The organism is Methylocystis sp. Se48, from assembly GCF_056269425.1.
Window position 1 is genome coordinate 769,551 of sequence record NZ_CM149850.1, and the last position, 16,922, is coordinate 786,472.

The following is a 16,922-nucleotide window of genomic DNA, read 5'->3' on the forward strand; positions in this document are numbered from 1 at the left end:
CAAGCCGCTTGGCGCCGCCGCGTGTGACTAATTGCCGTCCGGCTTGCCGCCGCTTTCGGCCGCGAGCGCCATTTTGACAAGTTCGGCGAGATTTCCTGCCTGCATCTTGGCCATGATATTGGCGCGATGAACCTCGGCTGTGCGAATGCTGATGCCGAGATCATGCGCGATGATCTTGTTGGACAGACCTTTCAGAAGGCCTGCGAGAATGTCGTTTTCGCGCTTCGTCAATGTCGCGAGGCGGCTCTTGACGACGGCTGCTTCCCGGCTCCGCGTCTCTTCGGCGTCTCGCCGCTCCAGCGCCGCGTCGACGGCCGCGAGGAGAGCGTCGTCCTCGAACGGCTTCTCCAGCAGATCGACCGCCCCGAGCTTCATCGCCTCTACGGCCAGCGGCACATCGGCGTGCGCCGTCAGAACGATGACGGGAAGCGACAGACGCGATTCCTTTAGTTTGGCGATCAGCTCGATGCCGTTCATCTCCGGCATGCGCACGTCGGTGATGACGCAACCTTCGTCGCGGGAGCCGATCTGTCTCAAGAACGCCGCCGCCGACTCGTACTCGCGCACCCTGTAGCCCTCCGCGCTCAGGAGCATGCCGACCGCGTCGCGCACGGCGGCGTCGTCGTCGACGACGTGAATCACCTTATCGATCATGAAACCTTATCCGAATTCTGCAAGGGGAGGGTGAAACTGAAGAGGGCGCCGCTCCCCTTGTTCCGTTCCGCCCAGATTCGTCCGTAATGCGCTTCGACGATGGATCGAGACACCGAGAGCCCGATACCCATGCCCGAGGCCTTCGTCGTAGTGAAGGGCTCGAAACAATCTTCTTCCGAAGACCCGTCGAGACCGCATCCCGTGTCGAGAACATCCACGCGAATGACGCGATCGTCCGGATTGCTCGTCGAAATGACGAGTTCTCGTTTTTCATTTGTTTGCATCGCCTCCAGAGCGTTCTGGATCAGATTTTCGAGGACCTTTCGGAGCTGCGCGCGGTCGGCGACAACCTGATCGCTCGTCGCGCCGCACTTCAGGCGTATCTCCGCGGGCGGCTCGAGCTCCTCCAGCCTCGCCGCTTCGCGAATGACTTCGTGGACGCCGACCAGCGTCTTGTCCGGTTCGCCGCGTTGCACAATGTCCCGAAGATTGGTGACGATGCGGCCAGCCCGCAGCGTCTGCGTCGTCGCCTTGTCGAGGATTTCCAGCAGTTCGGGATCGTTGATCCGGGTCTTGTCGAGGCGCCGTCGCGCAACCGTGAGGTAAGTCGACGTGGCGGCGAGCGGCTGATTGATTTCATGCGCGAGCGTCGCCGCCATGTCGCCGATCGCCGCCAGGCGGTCACGATGCAATTTCTCTATTTTCGCCTCGATCTTGCGTTGTCTGGTCAAGTCCTTGACAAAAGCGACGAGAGGGCGCTGCCCGTCGAAGCGCGCCTCGGAGATCGATATCTCCGCCGGAAAGCGGGCTCCAGACTTGCGAATGCCGTTCACCCGCCACCTTTCGCCCGCGTTGTAGGCTGAAATGGCGAAGGCGCCTTCTCGACGCGATTCCTTTTCTTCCTCCACGAGCGTGGAAACGTTCAGCCCCGCCATCGCAGCGGCCGCATAGCCGAACATGGCGGCCCCCGCCTTGTTGACGGATTGGATGACTCCGGTCGAGTCCATCGTCAGCACGGCGTCCTGCGCGGCGTCGATCGTCGCCTGAAGGCGCGCGGCGGTCTCCGCGAGCGAGAGCTCTGCGCGTTTGCGCGCCGTGATGTCCGAGGCGTATCCATGCCAGACGATCTGTCCGTCGCGCTCCCGAACCGGCGCCGCCTGGGCTTCCAGCCAGACCGGGCCTTTTTGGGCATGGTCGAAACGAAACTCCGCGATGCAGAGCGACATGTCCTGCGCGGACCTGAACAGGCGCGCGTTGAGATCGTCGAGGTCTTGCTTGTGGATTCTGCGAAAGAAGACGCGGGCGTCGGCGCAGATGTCCGCGGCCTCGACGCCGAAGACGTCGATCGCTTTCGGCGCCACGTAGCGATAGGCGACGCGTTGGTTCTCGTCGAGGTGGAAGGAGCCGACGACGCCGGGAGCCGCGAGCGCGACGCTCGCCAATTGCTCCGAGATTCGCGCGCGTTCGAGCAGCGCCTCGGCCGCGGCCTTTTCGTCCGTGACGTCGCGCGAAACGCCGACGACGCGGACCGGCTTGCGGTCCTCGAAAAGGGTTTGTCCGCGCGTCGCGATCCAGCGGATCGCTCCATCTGAAGGCCGGCGAATTCGGTATTCGGAGAGGTAAACGCCGTCGCCGTGCGGATCGAAGGCGGAGAGATAGGCCGCGCGCGCGGATGCGGCGTCCTCTTCGAGAATAAGATCGTAGATCGATTTCGGCGTGACGACGGCGTCGGGCGGCAGGCCGTAAATTGCTTTCGTTTCTGGCGTGACGGCGCCGATGTTGTCCCTGACGTCGAGATCCCAGGCGCCGATGGCGCCGGCGGCGAGCGCCACCTGAAAATGCTGGTTCGCCACCTGGAGACGCTCCGCGGCTTCGCGTCGCGCCCGGGCCTCGCCTAATCTGAGGCGGGTGCGATGCAGCACCTCGGTCGCGACGGAGAACATCGCGCATGTCGCCATGAACAGGACGAGACCGTAACTGTTGGCGGCGGCGTTCATCGGCGCAAAGGAAACGTGGGCGACGACTGCGCTCGCGACGGTCGCGAAAAGACCGGGAAGCAGGCCCCCGAGCAGGGCTGCGACCTCGACCGCCGGGTAAAAAGTCGCATAGGGCAATTGCGCGCCTACCGCCGGAGGCATGGCGAGGCGCGCGAGCGTCGCCAACGCCACCGCGGCGCAAGCCACCGCGAGCCGCGCCGGCGGCGCGGCGGCGTAGGCCGAGGCAAGCCACCGCGTCGCAAGTTCGAAACGCCGCCTGGTCTTTTGAGAGGCAAGGAACCGCATGAGAATTACAGGATGAGTTGGCGACTAATGGCAGACTGCGCATCCGTGTGACCGGACTTCTCCTTTTGCGTTGATCCGCGGCGAGGCGTTTTGCATGAATAAATATAATTATATCCCATTTTTGTTTTGCTTCTGTCGACACCCTGCTACAATTTTTTCGAAGTAACTAAAGCGTGACTGTTTTGTTCGAGAATCCGGGATTTTCGGCAAAACGGCGCGATAAACCATGCGTTATCGTCGGCGTTTAACTGTCGTGCGTCGGGAGCGAATGCTCAGCTTCCGCTTTTGGCGGGATTAAATCCGACAACATCGACATGGTCGAATGAAGGGCGGCCGGCGCGCGTTCGGCCGGGGGTTCGAATTGATCATCGAAAAGAGTCGCGTCGGTAAAGACGGAGACGGCGCCGAGATCCTGCGCGGCGTGGTCGACGCCTTGCCGGACGGTGTCGCCGTCCTTGACGCCCGCGGGGTCGTCGTGTTCGCCAACAGGCGATGGCTGCAAGGCCGCGCGCCGCATGCGCCGGGCCATTGTTACGCCCCTGTCGGGGCCAATCTCATCGAGGCGCTGCGCGCCGGGTCGCAGGCGGACGCCTCCTTCGCAGATCGGCTCCGGGACGGGCTCGAGGCGCTGCTCGCGAGAGAGCAAAGCCGCTTTTCTCTTGAGTATCCGGTCGATGCGCCAGGGGGGCGCGAATGGTTTCTGTTCGAGGCGGAACCGTTCGAAGCTGGCGGCGTGATGTTGCGGCGCGCCGACATCAGCGGGCTCAAGCGCGAGAAGGAGGCGGAGCCGCGCGGCGAGGCCGACGACAGGCGTCAGCTCGGCGATTTGGCCTGGGTTTATCACAACGCGCCGATCGGTCTGTGCCTCCTCGATCTGGATTTGCGTTATGTTCGCATTAACCGCGCCCTCGCCGAACTCAACGGCCAACCCGTCGAGGCGCATATTGGCAGATCGGTCGATGAGCTCGTGCCAGCGCTCGCGCCCCGCGTCAAGCGCGTGACACGGCGAATCCTCGCCACCCGGCGCGCTTGCAGGAACGTTGAGTTTCGGGGTGAAACAGCCGCGCGGCCGGGCGCGCTGCGCTACTGGAATTCGAGCTGGCATCCCATTTTAGACGCCAAGGGAAATATTGTCGGCTTCGGCGCGGTCGTCGAGGAAACGACTGAACGGCGGGCGGCGGAAAAGGCGCTTCAGGAAAGCGAACGGCGTGAGCGCCGCCGCGCCGCCGAGCTGCAAGCGATTTTCGACACCGCGCCGATCGGCCTCGCCATCACCGTCGATCCGCGCGGCGAGAGAATCGCCGGCAATCGCGCGCTAGAGGCGACGTTCGGGCTGCCCGAAGGCGCGGAGCTGTCGACAACGGCTCCTGCGCCTTTTCGCGCCTTTCAGGGCGAACGCGAAATTCCGGTCGCGGACTTGCCGATGCAGCGCGCCGCGGGCGGCGAAGTCGTCGCCGGAGAGATTCTGGAGATTGCGCCGGTCGACGGCCGGCGCGTCACCGTCTTCGCCAAAGCCACGCCGCTTTACGACGAGGCGGGCGAACCGCGCGGCGCTGTCGGCGCCTTCCTGGACATCACCAAGATCAAGCGCGCGGAGAAGGTTCTGCGCGACAGTGAGGCGCAATTCCGCGCGATGTTCGAACTCACCGGCGTTGGAATGGCGCAGGCGGACTATCAGACGGGACGCCTGTTGCGCGTCAATGAAACGCTGGCGCGGATGCTCGGCTATGCGCGCGAGGAACTGCTTGAAAAAAGCTTCATTGATTTCATGCATCCCGACGACCGCGCCGCCGATTGGGAGCGCTTCGCGCGCATGGCGCGCGCCGAGACGCGGACCTACGACGTCGAGAAGAGGTGTGTTCGCAAGGATGGGTCTTGCTTCTGGGTGCGCGTTGCCGCAACGCTGATCGGCGACCCCGGCGCGCCTGGAACGCGAACGCTCGCGGTGATCCAGGACGTCAGCGCCCAGAAGCGCGTAGAAAGCGACCTGCGCGAAAGCGAGGCGCGCCTCCAGCAGGCGCTCGATGCGGCGAACGCTGGCGTATGGGAGTATTTTCCGCAAACCGGCGTTTTCACGGCCTCCGCGCGCGCCAAGGCGTTGCACGGGCTGGGCCCGGATACGGAGCTTACCTGCGAGCGCGCGCTCGCCGCCGTAGCTCCCGACGATCAACGCGCCGTGGAGGCTGCAATGCGGAATTCGCTGGAAACCGGCGCGCAATTCCTGGTCGAACTGCGCGCGCCGTTGCCGGATGGATCCTTGCGCTGGCTGTCGTCGATCGCCGAATTGCGTGGCGAGGGCGCCGGCCGGCGCTTCGTCGGCCTCGTTCAGGACATCGACGAACGCAAACGCAACGAGGTTGCGTTGCGCGAGAGCGATGAGCGTCAGGCTTTCCTGCTCAGGCTCACCGACTGTCTTCGCCAGCTCGTCGACACTGGAGAAATTCAGGCGGCCGCGTGTCGCCTGCTCGGCGAACATCTTGGGGTGAATCGCGTTTGTTACGCGGATATCGACGGCGACGAATTCATCGTCCGGCAGAGTTACGCGAAGGATGTCGCGCCGTTCATGGTCCGAATGCTCCTCTCCGATCTTGGAGAAGCGCTGATCGATTCCTTCCGGCGCGAGGAAACGGTCGCGATCGAAGACGTGTTCGCTGACCCGGCGTTCACGGCGGAGGAGCGGGAAAGATTCAGGGCCGGCGACATCGCAGCTCTTGCGAGCGTGGTGCTGACCAAGCAGGGCCGTTGGGTCGGCGCGCTCTGTGCGCACAACGCGACGCCGCGTTCATGGAGCGCGCTCGAAATTCGTCTCGTGCGGGACGTCGCAGAGCGCATCTGGTCCGCCACCGAGCGCGCCCGCGTGCAGGCCGCCTTGCGCGAGAGCGAACTGCGGCTTCAGCTCGCGCTCGAATCCGGCGACATCGGGATTCACGAATGGCGGCTCGACAGCGGCGAAGTGATCTGGGACGAGCGCATGAGGGCGCAGTTTCTCCTGCCCCCCGGCGCTCCCGTGAGCCATGAGGATTTCCTGAGGGCCATTCATCCGGCCGACCGCGCGACCGTCCAGGCCGAGATTGAGCGGGCGACCGCGCCCCGCGGCGCCGGCCGGTACGCCTGCGAATTCCGAATTGCGAGCGGAGACGACGCCGCTGATCGCTGGATCGCGATGACCGGTCAGGCGTTCTTCGCGGGGACGCGCGCGATCCGGGTGGTCGGTACGGCGCAGGACATCACGAAAAGGAAGCGCGCCGAGGCGGAACGTCAGAAATTCGTCTCGCTCGCGGAGCAGAGTCTCGATTTCATCGGCATCTGCAACATGAGGTTCCAGCCCCGTTACGTCAATCCAGCGGGCTTGCGTCTCGTCGGCCACGACGATCTCGATCATGCGATGCAGGTCGAGGTGAGGGACTATTTCTTCCCGGAGGATCAGGATTTCATCTACAAGGAGTTCTTTCCCCGCGTGATGCGGGAAGGCCACGCCGCTGTCGAAATCCGCTTCCGCCATTTCAAGACCGGCGAAGCGTTGTGGATGCTTTACAACGTTTTCTTCCTGCGGGATCCCGAGGGCGAGCCGATCGGACTCGCCACGGTGAGTCGCGACATTACCGAACGCCGACGGTTCGAAGACGCGCTGAAGGCCGCCGACCGGCGCAAGGACGAGTTTCTCGCGACGCTCGCGCATGAGTTACGCAATCCTCTCGCGCCGATTCGTAACGCCGTCCATGTCCTGCGTCACGAGTCCGACGTCGGCGCTGGCCACCGCGCCCGGCGCGACCTCGCCCTGCTTGCGATGATCGAGCGGCAGACGGAGCATCTCGTGCGGCTCGTCGATGATCTTCTCGAAGTCTCGCGCATCACGCGCGGCAAGATCGATTTGAAGAAGCAGAGGATCGACCTTGCCGAGGTGTTGCGGCATGCGCTGGAAACCGCTACGCCGGCGGTCAGCCGTGGCGGGCACCATCTCGACCTGGCCTTGCCGCCCGAGCCGCTTCTCGTCGACGGCGATCCGGTGCGCCTCGCCCAAGTCTTCACAAACCTGCTCAACAACGCCGCGAAATACACCGAGCGCGGCGGAAACATCTGGGTCGCCGCCCGCCCCGAGGGTCGAGACATCGTTGTGACGGTTCGCGACAGCGGGGTCGGCATTCCGGCGGACATGCTGCCCCGGGTTTTCGACCTCTTCACCCAGGTCGACCGCACTCTCGGGCGCGCGGAGGGCGGGCTCGGCATCGGTCTCGCGCTGGTCCGCAGCCTCCTCGAACTGCATGGCGGAACCGTCGAGGCGCAGAGCGAAGGACTCGGGCGCGGCAGCGTTTTCGTCGTCCGGCTGCCGGCGGCGACAGGGGCTGAAACGGAGGATGCGATGTCAGAAGCGCCGGCCACAGCAAAGGCCGCTGTCCCGCGGCGCGTGCTGGTCGTCGACGACGACCACGACGTCGCTGACAGTCTAGCGATGTTTCTAGGCCGTGTGGACGAATTTGATCAAGCAGAGGCCCGCAGCGAAACTGACGATGGACCGGAAGTTTCGGGCTGTCTTTTCGCAGCGTAGGGCGACGCGCTTGAAACGTTTGATGCGTCCCATGCCCTGCTCGATGCGGGCGCGGGCTTTGTAGAGCGTCCTGGCGAAGAATTTCGGTTTGACTTTTTCATTGGCCTTGTGCGGGATGACGGGCGCGACGCCGCGCGCCCTCGCCGCCGCGCGATTGGCCTTGCTGGCGTAGCCTTTGTCGCAAATCGCGGCGCGCGGCTGAATATCGGGGCCGATGTCGAGAAGCGTTTCGAAATGCGGCGCGTCGGCAGCCTCGCCGCCGGTCAGATCGAAAGCGATGATGTCGCCCGACGCGTCCGACTTGGCGTGGATTTTCGTGGTGAACCCGCCGCGCGAACGCCCGAGCGCCTGCGCTTCTTGCCCCCTTTGGCGCCTGCGGCCGATACGTGCGCGCGCACGATGGTTGAATCGAACATCTGGATGAGATGCGCCGTCGAACTCATGGAGGCGAGCGCATCCAAGAAGGCTTCGAACACGCCGGCCTTGCTCAACCGGTCGAAGCGCTTCCAGACGCTGTTCCAGTTGCCGAACCGTTCCGGCAGCGCGCGCCATCGCACGTTTTCGACCGTGAAGAAATGAAGCGCTTCGAGGAAACGGCGGTCATCCTCGCCTTTGCGTCCGCGACGCGGAAGGCAGGCACGAAACACCGCGAGCGTATGCGCCCAGTCTTCCTCATCCATCCGCGTCGACATGGCTTCTGGTCTCCGACTCAGTCGGAGCCCTATGAATCATGCCTGATTCCGCGTGGGAATCCCCAAGCAATCTTCAATCGTCAATTCGTCCACACGGCCTAGAAACCTTTGGCGCGGAGGTTCGCGTGGCCTATGACGGGATCGAAGGTCTAGATGCGCTCGCATCCTTCCGGCCCGAGCTTGTCTTTCTCGATCTCGGCATGCCGCAGATGGACGGTTACGAAACGGCGCGGCGGATCCGCGCCTCGCCGGAAGGACGGGACGTCCTGCTCGTCGCGCTTTCCGGTTGGGGCGAGGGGCAAGTCTCGGACCTCGCGCGCGACGCCGGCTTCGATCGGCAGCTCACGAAGCCCGCAAGTTTCGAGGCGCTGCAGGAACTGCTGGCGTCCCGGTAAGCGCGCCTTCGCGCGCGACGCAGCAGATCATTCGCTTCCGCAGGCCGTATCGGCGTCGAGAAGCGGCGCCCCGCGCCCGCCTCTGTCAGAATTAAACGAGGCGCGGCCGGATCGTCTTCGATTTTTGCGCGCAACTGTTCAATGAAGACCCGCAGATATTGCATGTCGTCGCGATGCCTTCTCCGCTTCACGATCGCGCGCCGAGAGAATGAACATCGGAATTTTCGAGGAGCAACGCGCCTCGCGTAAGACCGCGTTGCCGTCCTTGTCAGAAAGCCCGAGGTCGAGCAAGACGACGTCGGGCGCGGCGGCGGCGATCATTCCCAAAGCGTCCCGGCCGCTTTCGGCCTCAAGGAGGTCATAGCCGCACGCCGTCAGCGCCGGACGCAGCACGCGCAAAATTTGCGCCTCGTCGTCGACGATGAGAACGCGAACGCCACTCACGCCGCCATCCCTTTGCGCGGCTGTTCGGGAATGGGGAAACGCATGAGAAAGCATGCGCCGCGTCGCCGAACGGCGGGACTCTGCGCCGCCGCCATGATCGATGCGAGCGGCGTCCGAAGATAGTGCGAGAGCGACGAGAGAAGCGTCGTGCGCAGCTTTTTGTTTTCTTCGAGAGCTGCCGCGTTGACGGCCTCTCCGACGAGAAGGGAGCGATCGATGGCGATCGCGGTTTGTTGAAGAATCGACGTGAGCAACCGCTCGTCGCCCGCCGGGTGCGGCTCCTGCGAAAACTTGGACTCGAAGGCGGCGACGCCGACGACGCCCCGCGAGGTTGCAAGCGGACGAAACTGGAAAAGCGCACATTGGGCAGCGTGCCGATTCGCCATCCCGCTGGCTCAGCCTTTTCGAACGCCCAGCGAGCGGCGCTGATTTCCGCGACGTCGAGCCGGTCGAGCGGCGGCCATGCTGCGCAAATGCGCAACTCGCGCCGTCCCTCGGCAGGAGCGGAAGCACGCAGCGCGCACCGAGCGTGCCTTGCGCATGAATGGCGGAGATCCACAGGATGTTGTCGAGACTGGCCGCGCCTGAAATTTTACGCGAGAATTCGAGCAGCGATTGCGCGGATTGCGCTCGCGTTCGCATGTTCTGCGATTGCTCGCGCACACGAGCCGCCAGGGTTCCCGTGATGATGGCGACGACAAGAAAAACCAGAAGCGACAAAAACTCTTGGGCCTGCGTGATGGCGAACTGAAGTCTCGGCTCCGTAGCGAAAATCGAGATGACGGATGCGGCGATCGCAGTCCATAGGCCGAAACTCACGGCGCAAAACGCAACCGGGACCAAAAAGACGAGGGACAGGGACGGGGCGGGGAGACCCAGCCAGATCTCGAATATATGCGCCAAACCTGCCGCGATCGCGACCGACGTCGCGGCGGCCGCGGTGTCCATCCAGACGCCGACGCCGGTCGACGCCGGTCGTGGACGAGCTTTGACCACAGGCTTGGATCGACTTTCCGTTACGACGTGGACCGCGATATCCGTCGAGCGCCGGACGATCTCGTCCGAGAGCGATTTGCCGAGCATCCGCCGGACCCATCCGGCGCGTGATCGCCCCAGGACGATCTGCGTCATGTTTTCTCGCCGCGCAAAGCGGAGCGTTTCGCCAGCGAGACCGTTTCCTGAAATGCGTTCGATCCGGGCGCCGAGGCGCTGGGCCAGGCGCAAGGCGTCTTCGATGGTTTTGACGCGCTGTGCGTCCCGTTCTGCCTCGCCGGGCGGTTCGACGTAAAGGGCCGTCCACGACGCGTTCAATCCGGTCGTGAGCCGAGCCGCAGCTCGCCGACAGCAAACCGCCGATCGTCGTGGGAATGAGACAGACGAGCAGCGCGATGCGGACGGTGAGCGAGAGCGTGGCTCCCGAATATCTGGCGAGCGGCCACAGCGTTGCGCAGACGATCGGGAAGACGATCGTCAGCCCCGACAGGAGGATCGAGAGCGCAAGCTCATTGGGCGTCTTTCGACGTTCCGCGCTTTCCACCAGCGCAATCATGCGATCGATGAAAGCGGATCCGGGCGCAGCCGAGGTTCGCGCCACGGCCTCCATTCGCGTCCCCTCCAGCGGCGGCGCGGGCGCGGCGGCGGAGACGCAGAGCCGGACACGGAATGTGACGCTGACCGCAGCGCCTTAAGCGCCGCGGTCCGTGTTCCGATCCGTCGCCTCCAGCGCCACCATCAAAGCCGCGAGATCCTCCGGCAGCGCGCTCTCGAACGTCATCTCCTCGCCGGTGACCGGGTGTTCGAAGCCGAGCGTCGCGGCGTGCAGCGCCTGACGGCCCAGCGCCGCCACGGCTTCGCGCGCCGACTGGGGCAGTTTCGCGACCTTCGTCTTGAACCCCGCGCCATAGGTCGCGTCGCCGATCAGCGGATGGCCGATATGCGCCATGTGGACGCGAATCTGGTGGGTGCGGCCGGTCTCCAGCTGGCAGCGGACGAGCGCGGCGACGCCGTAATCCGCGACCTTCTCCCAATGGGTGATCGCCTCGCGCCCGCGCGACTCGGGCACGACGGCCATTTTTTCACGCTGGATATTGTGGCGGCCGAGAAAGGTCTCGATCGTCCCATGCGCCCGGTCCGGGACGCCCCAGACGAAGGCGAGATACTCGCGCGTGAGCGAAAGGGTGCGCCCATGGTCCGCGAAGAGCGCCGAGAGGCCGTGATGGGCGGCGTCCGTCTTGGCGACGACGAGCAGGCCGGTCGTATCCTTGTCGATGCGGTGCACAATGCCGGGCTTCTTGACGCCGCCGACGCCGGACAGGCTCTCGCCGCAATGGGCGATGAGGGCGTTGACCAGCGTGCCGGTCTCGTGCCCGCTTGCCGGATGCACGACGAGTCCGGCGGGCTTGTCGATGACGATCAGGTGATCGTCCTCGTAGACGACGTCGAGCGCGATGTCTTCGGCCTGCGGTTCGGCGGGCTCGGGCGGGGGGATTTCCAGCGTCACGGCGTCGCCCGCGGCGAGCTTCTTCGCCGGGTCGCGCGCCGGCGCGCCGCGCAGGCCCACGCGGCCTTCCTCGATCAGCGCCTTGATTCGGCTCCGGGAAAGATGCGCGGCGACGAGCTCCGGCCGCTCCGCGAGGAAGCGGTCGAGCCGCGCGCCGGCGTTGTCCTCGCCGACAAGAAAATCATGGGTTGAGCCGGCTGCGTCCTTTTGCTGCATGTCTTCCAGCGTCATTCAAAGAGTTCTTCCGGGCAGGGGCGCGCTCGTGCTAACAGAAGCGCGAGAAAAACGCCGGCAGAAGCGTGACAAGAGATGGGACAAATCCATCCCCCAGGTGAATTTACCGCCGCCGCTCCAGTGGAGGCCGCTCACATTCAGGACGCCGCCGCACCGTTCTGCGCCGTGATCGGCGCGGGGCCCGCCGGGCTTTTTGCCGCCGAAGCGCTCGCGCGCGCCGGCGCGCATGTCGTCATCTATGAGCACAAGCCGAGCCCCGCGCGCAAATTTTTGATGGCCGGACGCGGCGGGCTCAACATCACCCACAGCGAAAATCTCGAACGTTTCATCTCGCGTTACGGCGCGGCCGCCAGACGCGTCGCCCCCTTCATCCGCGCCTTCCCGCCGCAGGCGCTGCGCGATTTCTGCGCCGAACTCGGCGAGCCGTCCTTCGTCGGCTCCAGCGGCCGCGTCTTTCCCGCGAGCTTCAAGGCCTCGCCGCTGCTGCGCGCCTGGCTCGCGCGGCTCGCGGGGCTCGGCGTCTCCATCGCCACGCGCCACGCTTTCGCCGGTTTCGCCGGGAAGGGCGCCCTTCGGCTGAGGGGCCCCGACGGCGAGACGATCGTCCGGCCCGCCGACGCGGTCGTGCTGGCGCTCGGCGGCGCCTCTTGGCCGAAGCTCGGCTCCGACGGCGCCTGGACGGGCGGCCTGAGCGCGGCGGGCGTCTCCGTGGCGCCGCTCACGGCGGCGAACAGCGGCGCGCTGATCGCCTGGAGCAATCTGTTCCGCAGCGACTTCGAGGGCCAGCCGATCAAGACCGTTCTGCTCCGCCATGGCGACGCCACCGCGCGCGGCGACGTGGTCGTGACCCGCACGGGCCTCGAAGGCGGGCCGGTCTATGCGCTGTCCTCCCGCCTGCGGGAGGCGGCGGCCCAGGAGGGCGGCGCGACGCTTCATGTCGATCTGCGGCCGGACACAAGTCTCGCCTGCCTCACCCGCAAGCTCTCGCGCCGGCAGCCCAAGCAATCGCACGCGACGTTCCTGCGCCGCGCCGGTTTCGCCAAGGTCGAAATCGGCCTGCTGCGCGAGGCGCGGCCGGAAGGCCTGCCGCGCGACGCCGCGGCGCTGGCCGCGCTCGTCAAGAACGCCCCGCTGAAAGTCACCGGCGTCGCCGGGCTCGAGCGGGCGATTTCCTCGGCGGGCGGCGTCTCCTTCGACGAGGTCGACGCCGACCTCATGCTCAGGAAAATGCCCGGCGTTTTCGTCGCGGGCGAGATGCTCGACTTCGACGCGCCGACCGGCGGCTATCTGTTGCAGGCGGCCTTTTCGACCGGCCTCGCCGCGGGAAGAGGCGCCGCGCGCTACCTGGGACTCGTGCGCAGCGGCGCAGGAGCGTTTCAGACGGGCTTGTCGCCGAGCCACTTGCCGAATTCGCGCGCTCCGGAGGCGTCGAACAAATACAGCGTGTAGGCCTCCGGCTCGCCCATCTCCATGCCGGGCGACCCCATGGGCATGCCCGGCGCGGCGAGGCCGATCGCCTTCGGACGCTCTTTCAGAAGCTGGGAGATCGCCTGCGCCGGCACATGGCCTTCGACGACAAAGCCGTCGATTTCCGCCGTGTGGCACGACGCCATCGCGTCCGGCACTCCGAGTCGCGCCTTCACCGCCTTCACGTCGGAATCGACGACTTCTTCCACGACGTAACCCGCCTCCCGCATCCGTTTCGCCCAGCCGCCGCAGCAGCCGCAGGTCGGGCTCTTGTGCACGATCATCTTCCTAGCGTCATCGGCCCGCGCGGCGCCCACAATCAGCCCGCCGACGGCGAGCCCGAAAAGCAAATTGGCCTGGCGGCGAGAGATTTTTCGCGACATGACCTCGATCGTTCCTTCTTCCGGCGGGTCCGGCGCGACCCCTCTCTCCCTTTCGTCGGGAGCCAACCTTAAAAATAGCGATGCGCGGCCTATCTTCCAATCGCCGGCCGAAAAAAGCAGCCGAAGGGAACCGCTCTCCGGCGCGGTAAGGTCTTGCAGTAAGGTCTTAAAGGAAGTCCGATCGATGCGAAAAACGATTCTTGTCGCCCTCGCCGCCGCCGTTCTTTCCTGCGCGGGCGCCGCGCAGGCGCAAAACGCCGAGAAGCCCGTAACCCCGAACGAGGATCAGGAGGACGCCTTCTCGCGCCCTGGCCGCATGTCGTCGGAGGACATGGCCGCTTTCGCGGAGGCGCGCATCGCGGCGCTCAAGGCCGGACTCCAGCTCAAGCCGGAGCAGGAAAGGAACTGGCCGGCGCTCGAAACGGCGCTGCGCGACGCGGCGAAGACCCGTATCGCCAATATGGAGGAATGGCGAGACAAGGCGCCGGCGGCCCTCGACACGGATCCGATCGGCGCGCTGCAACGCCGGGCGGCGCACATGAGCGCGCGCGCGGGCGCCTTCGACAAGATCGCCGCCGCCGCCAAGCCGCTTTACGACAGCCTCGACGACGGGCAGAAACGCCGCTTCGGCCCGCTGCTCCAGTCGGCGATCCGCGGCAAGGGAATGGGCATGGGCGTTGGCCGCGGGATGGACATGGGCGGCGGCCGAGGGATGGGCGGCCATCATCATCGTCATCATCACATGCACGGACGCTGAACCGAGCGGATCCGCGTCGCGCCTTTGACCTTTCCGGCGCGATGGGGCTTTAATGATTCCCATGCTGCCGTCCCGCTTCTGGACCGAATTGTCGCTGCGCGACATCCGCGCGCACGACATGGCGGGCGTGATCGCCGTGCTGCCCGTCGCGGCGGTCGAGCAGCACGGGCCGCATCTGCCGCTCGGCGTCGACGCCATGATCATGGAAGGCTGCGTCGCGCGCGTTGCGCGCCGCCTTCCGGACGACCTCGACGCGGTTTTCCTCCCCATACAGAGCGTCGGCGTCTCGCTCGAGCATCGCGAATTTCCCGGCACGCTCTGGCTTACGCCGGACACCGCGGCGCGCGTTCTCGCCGAGATCGCCGAGGGCGTCGCGCGCGCCGGCGTGAAGAAGCTCGTGCTGATGAATTCGCACGGCGGCAATTCGGCGCTGATCTCGACGGTCGCGCTCGATCTGCGCGCGCGCTTCGGGATGCTCGCGGTCACCTGCTCCTGGGCGCGCTTCGGCTACCCGGACGGGCTTTTCACGGCGCAGGAACAGCGCCACGGCGTTCACGGCGGCGAGATTGAGACCTCGCTCATGCTCGCCTTCCGGCCGGACCTCGTCGATATGGACCGCGCCAGGAATTTCCCGCCCGCGACGCTGGATTTCGAGCGCGATTTCGCTTGGCTGCGCGCCGACCGGCCGGCGGGATTCGGCTGGATGACGCAGGATCTCTCGCCTTCCGGCGCGATGGGCGACGCCTCGAAAGCCACGGTCGAAAAAGGCGAGGCGACAGCCGATTACTGGGCGACCGCATTCATTGAACTGCTGCGCGACGTCGAAGCCTTCGATCTGGAGCGCCTGCGCCGCTGACCCGGCGCTGGATCCGTGGATGGGTCGCTGACGATGTGGCGCCAAATTCGGGTCCGGCGCCGTAGGATGTCCGCCGCCCGGATCGTCGCGGTCTCAAATCCGCGTATTCTTCAACGAAAGCGCGACGGCGAGCAGCTTCCGCCGTTTGCGCAAGGGGGTTTCATGAAAAAATCTTGGACGTCGATCTTTCTCGTCGCGGCGATGATCGCGCTCGGCGGATGCAACGACAAGCAGGCTGCGACGTCGCCGGAGTCGGCGACTGCGCAAGCCGATGCGGAGGCGAAGGAAAAGGAGGCGCTGAAGGCCGGCGTGGAGGCGGTCGTCTACGGCCTGCCGCTCGTGATCATGGACATCACGAAAGACAAGTCGACCAATGTCGAAAAGCCTGAAGCCTTCGCCGCGCCGGTTAATCAGTTCGTCAATGTGCGGGCCTTTCCCGACGCGACCTTCAAGGACGTCGTGCGCGCGAATGTGGACACGCTTTATTCATCCGCATTCCTCGACCTCACGGCCGAGCCGATGGCGCTCTCCGTCCCGGATACGCATGGTCGTTATTACCTGATGCCGATGCTCGACGCCTGGACGAATGTCTTCGCGTCGCCGGGCAAGCGCACGACGGGAACGAAGGCGGGTCATTTCGTCGTCACCGGCCCCGGCTGGACGGGAACGCTGCCGAAGGGCGTCACCCAACTCAAGGCGCCGACCAACATGGTCTGGATCATCGGCCGCACGCAGACCAATGGTCCGAAGGACTATCCGGCTGTGCACAGGATTCAGGACGGCTACAAGCTCACGCCGCTCTCCGCTTTCGGCAAGTCCTATACGCCGCCTGCCGGCAAGGTCGACCCGGCGCTCGACATGAAGACGCCGCCGGTCGAGCAGGTCCGGAACATGAGCGCTGAAGCTTTCTTCAACCGGATGGCGACGCTGCTGAAATCGAATCCGCCGCCGGCGTCGGAGGCGCCCATCCTCGATAAACTGAAGGCCATCGGCGTTGCGCCAGGCGAGAAATTCGATCCGTCGAAGCTTGAGCCGGCGATCGCGAGAGGGCTCGAACAATCCGTGAAGGCGGCGCTGGAAAAGCTCGACGCGGCTTCGAAGGAAGTCGGCGCGCCGATCAACGGCTGGCGGGTTCCGCCGATGATCCTCGGAAACTACGAATCGGACTACGGCGCCCGGGCGGTCGTCGCGCTCGTTGGTCTCGGCGCCAATCTGCCGCAGGACGCCGTCTATCCGTCCGCCTTCGTCGACGGCGACCGCAAGCCGCTCGACGGCGCGAACAAATATGTCATCCACTTCGACAAGGGCGCGCTGCCGCCGGTCAACGCCTTCTGGTCGGTGACGATGTACGATCCGACGTCCTTCTTCGTCGCCAATCCGATCAATCGTTATGCGATCAGCAGCTGGATGCCGCTCAAGAAGAACAAGGACGGTTCGCTCGACCTCTATTTGCAGCACGACTCGCCGGGCAAGGACAAGGAATCGAACTGGCTGCCGGCGAGCGACAGGGGTTTCAATGTGAGCATGCGCCTCTATTGGCCTGCGGAGAAGGCGCCCTCGATCATCGACGGAAGCTGGAAGCCGCCGGCGGTCAAGCGGGCGCCGTGACGGATCCGGCCGCAGGCGCGCTTCACAGGGGAGGAGCTTGCTCCTCCTCTTTCCATCGTGCAAACGTGACTGCGTCAGGCGCAGGTTCCCAACTTCCCGACGCC

General features: G+C 65.3%; 13 protein-coding genes and 3 pseudogenes. 6 read left to right on the forward strand and 10 right to left on the reverse strand.

Features of this window, described 5'->3' with window-relative positions:
* Window positions 1-27 precede the first annotated feature (27 nt).
* Together fixJ and ACV959_RS03650 are read right to left on the reverse strand one after the other, a co-directional pair.
* Window positions 28-654, reverse strand: a complete 627-nt coding sequence (gene fixJ, locus ACV959_RS03645) for a response regulator FixJ (protein ID WP_475738566.1) — start codon at window positions 652-654, stop codon at window positions 28-30.
* Window positions 651-2,936: a PAS domain S-box protein gene (locus ACV959_RS03650; protein WP_475738567.1), complete on the reverse strand. Its 2,286-nt coding sequence runs from the start codon at window positions 2,934-2,936 to the stop codon at window positions 651-653. The genes fixJ and ACV959_RS03650 overlap by 4 nt, the downstream gene beginning before the upstream one ends.
* Window positions 2,937-3,297: 361 nt before the next feature.
* Between ACV959_RS03650 and ACV959_RS03655 the strand changes: the two genes are divergently transcribed.
* Window positions 3,298-7,482 carry a PAS domain S-box protein gene (locus ACV959_RS03655; RefSeq protein WP_475738568.1) on the forward strand — a complete coding sequence of 1,395 codons (4,185 nt, stop codon included), beginning with the start codon at window positions 3,298-3,300 and terminating at the stop codon, window positions 7,480-7,482.
* Here ACV959_RS03655 and ACV959_RS03660 read toward each other — a convergent pair.
* Both ACV959_RS03660 and ACV959_RS03665 read right to left on the reverse strand, forming a co-directional pair.
* Window positions 7,393-8,034, reverse strand: a complete 642-nt coding sequence (locus tag ACV959_RS03660; protein ID WP_475736756.1) for an IS5 family transposase — start codon at window positions 8,032-8,034, stop codon at window positions 7,393-7,395. The two genes, ACV959_RS03655 and ACV959_RS03660, sit on opposite strands and share 90 nt — an antisense overlap.
* Window positions 8,004-8,174, reverse strand: a pseudogene (locus ACV959_RS03665) (hypothetical protein); the annotation flags it as partial. The pseudogene ACV959_RS03665 and the gene ACV959_RS03660, both read right to left, overlap by 31 nt.
* Before the next feature lie 38 nt (window positions 8,175-8,212).
* On the opposite strand from ACV959_RS03665, the gene ACV959_RS03670 reads away from it, so the two are divergent.
* A complete protein-coding gene (locus tag ACV959_RS03670) occupies window positions 8,213-8,569 on the forward strand; it encodes a response regulator (protein ID WP_475738569.1) in 357 nt (118 codons plus the stop codon).
* Between the two features lie 138 nt (window positions 8,570-8,707).
* On the opposite strand, the gene ACV959_RS03675 is transcribed toward ACV959_RS03670, so the two are convergent.
* The 5 genes and pseudogenes from ACV959_RS03675 to ACV959_RS03695 form a co-directional block, all read right to left on the reverse strand.
* Window positions 8,708-9,013 carry a response regulator gene (locus ACV959_RS03675; protein WP_475739580.1) on the reverse strand — a complete coding sequence of 102 codons (306 nt, stop codon included), beginning with the start codon at window positions 9,011-9,013 and terminating at the stop codon, window positions 8,708-8,710.
* On the reverse strand, window positions 9,010-9,399 hold the full coding sequence (locus ACV959_RS03680) for a hypothetical protein (protein WP_475739739.1): 390 nt from the start codon (window positions 9,397-9,399) through the stop codon (window positions 9,010-9,012). The genes ACV959_RS03675 and ACV959_RS03680 overlap by 4 nt, the downstream gene beginning before the upstream one ends.
* A gap of 304 nt (window positions 9,400-9,703) precedes the next feature.
* Window positions 9,704-10,144, reverse strand: a pseudogene (locus tag ACV959_RS03685) (DUF4118 domain-containing protein); the annotation flags it as partial.
* A gap of 172 nt (window positions 10,145-10,316) precedes the next feature.
* Window positions 10,317-10,601 (reverse strand): annotated as a pseudogene (locus ACV959_RS03690) (potassium-transporting ATPase subunit B); the annotation flags it as partial.
* A gap of 96 nt (window positions 10,602-10,697) precedes the next feature.
* Entirely contained in the window at window positions 10,698-11,744 is a 1,047-nt protein-coding gene (locus ACV959_RS03695) for an RluA family pseudouridine synthase (RefSeq protein WP_475738570.1), read from the reverse strand.
* A gap of 78 nt (window positions 11,745-11,822) precedes the next feature.
* Between ACV959_RS03695 and ACV959_RS03700 the strand changes: the two genes are divergently transcribed.
* Window positions 11,823-13,196 (forward strand): BaiN/RdsA family NAD(P)/FAD-dependent oxidoreductase, encoded by a 1,374-nt coding sequence (locus tag ACV959_RS03700; RefSeq protein ID WP_475738571.1) that lies wholly within the window; start codon window positions 11,823-11,825, stop codon window positions 13,194-13,196.
* Here ACV959_RS03700 and ACV959_RS03705 read toward each other — a convergent pair.
* Entirely contained in the window at window positions 13,124-13,597 is a 474-nt protein-coding gene (locus ACV959_RS03705; RefSeq protein ID WP_475738572.1) for a DUF411 domain-containing protein, read from the reverse strand. The two genes, ACV959_RS03700 and ACV959_RS03705, sit on opposite strands and share 73 nt — an antisense overlap.
* Window positions 13,598-13,781: 184 nt before the next feature.
* On the opposite strand from ACV959_RS03705, the gene ACV959_RS03710 reads away from it, so the two are divergent.
* The 3 genes from ACV959_RS03710 to ACV959_RS03720 all read left to right on the forward strand — a co-directional run bounded on the left by ACV959_RS03710 (window position 13,782) and on the right by ACV959_RS03720 (window position 16,818).
* A complete protein-coding gene (locus ACV959_RS03710; RefSeq protein ID WP_475738573.1) occupies window positions 13,782-14,354 on the forward strand; it encodes a Spy/CpxP family protein refolding chaperone in 573 nt (190 codons plus the stop codon).
* Between the two features lie 61 nt (window positions 14,355-14,415).
* Window positions 14,416-15,210: a creatininase family protein gene (locus ACV959_RS03715; protein WP_475739581.1), complete on the forward strand. Its 795-nt coding sequence runs from the start codon at window positions 14,416-14,418 to the stop codon at window positions 15,208-15,210.
* A 162-nt stretch (window positions 15,211-15,372) separates the two neighbouring features.
* A complete protein-coding gene (locus ACV959_RS03720) occupies window positions 15,373-16,818 on the forward strand; it encodes a DUF1254 domain-containing protein (protein ID WP_475738574.1) in 1,446 nt (481 codons plus the stop codon).
* The last annotated feature ends 104 nt before the right edge of the window (window positions 16,819-16,922 follow it).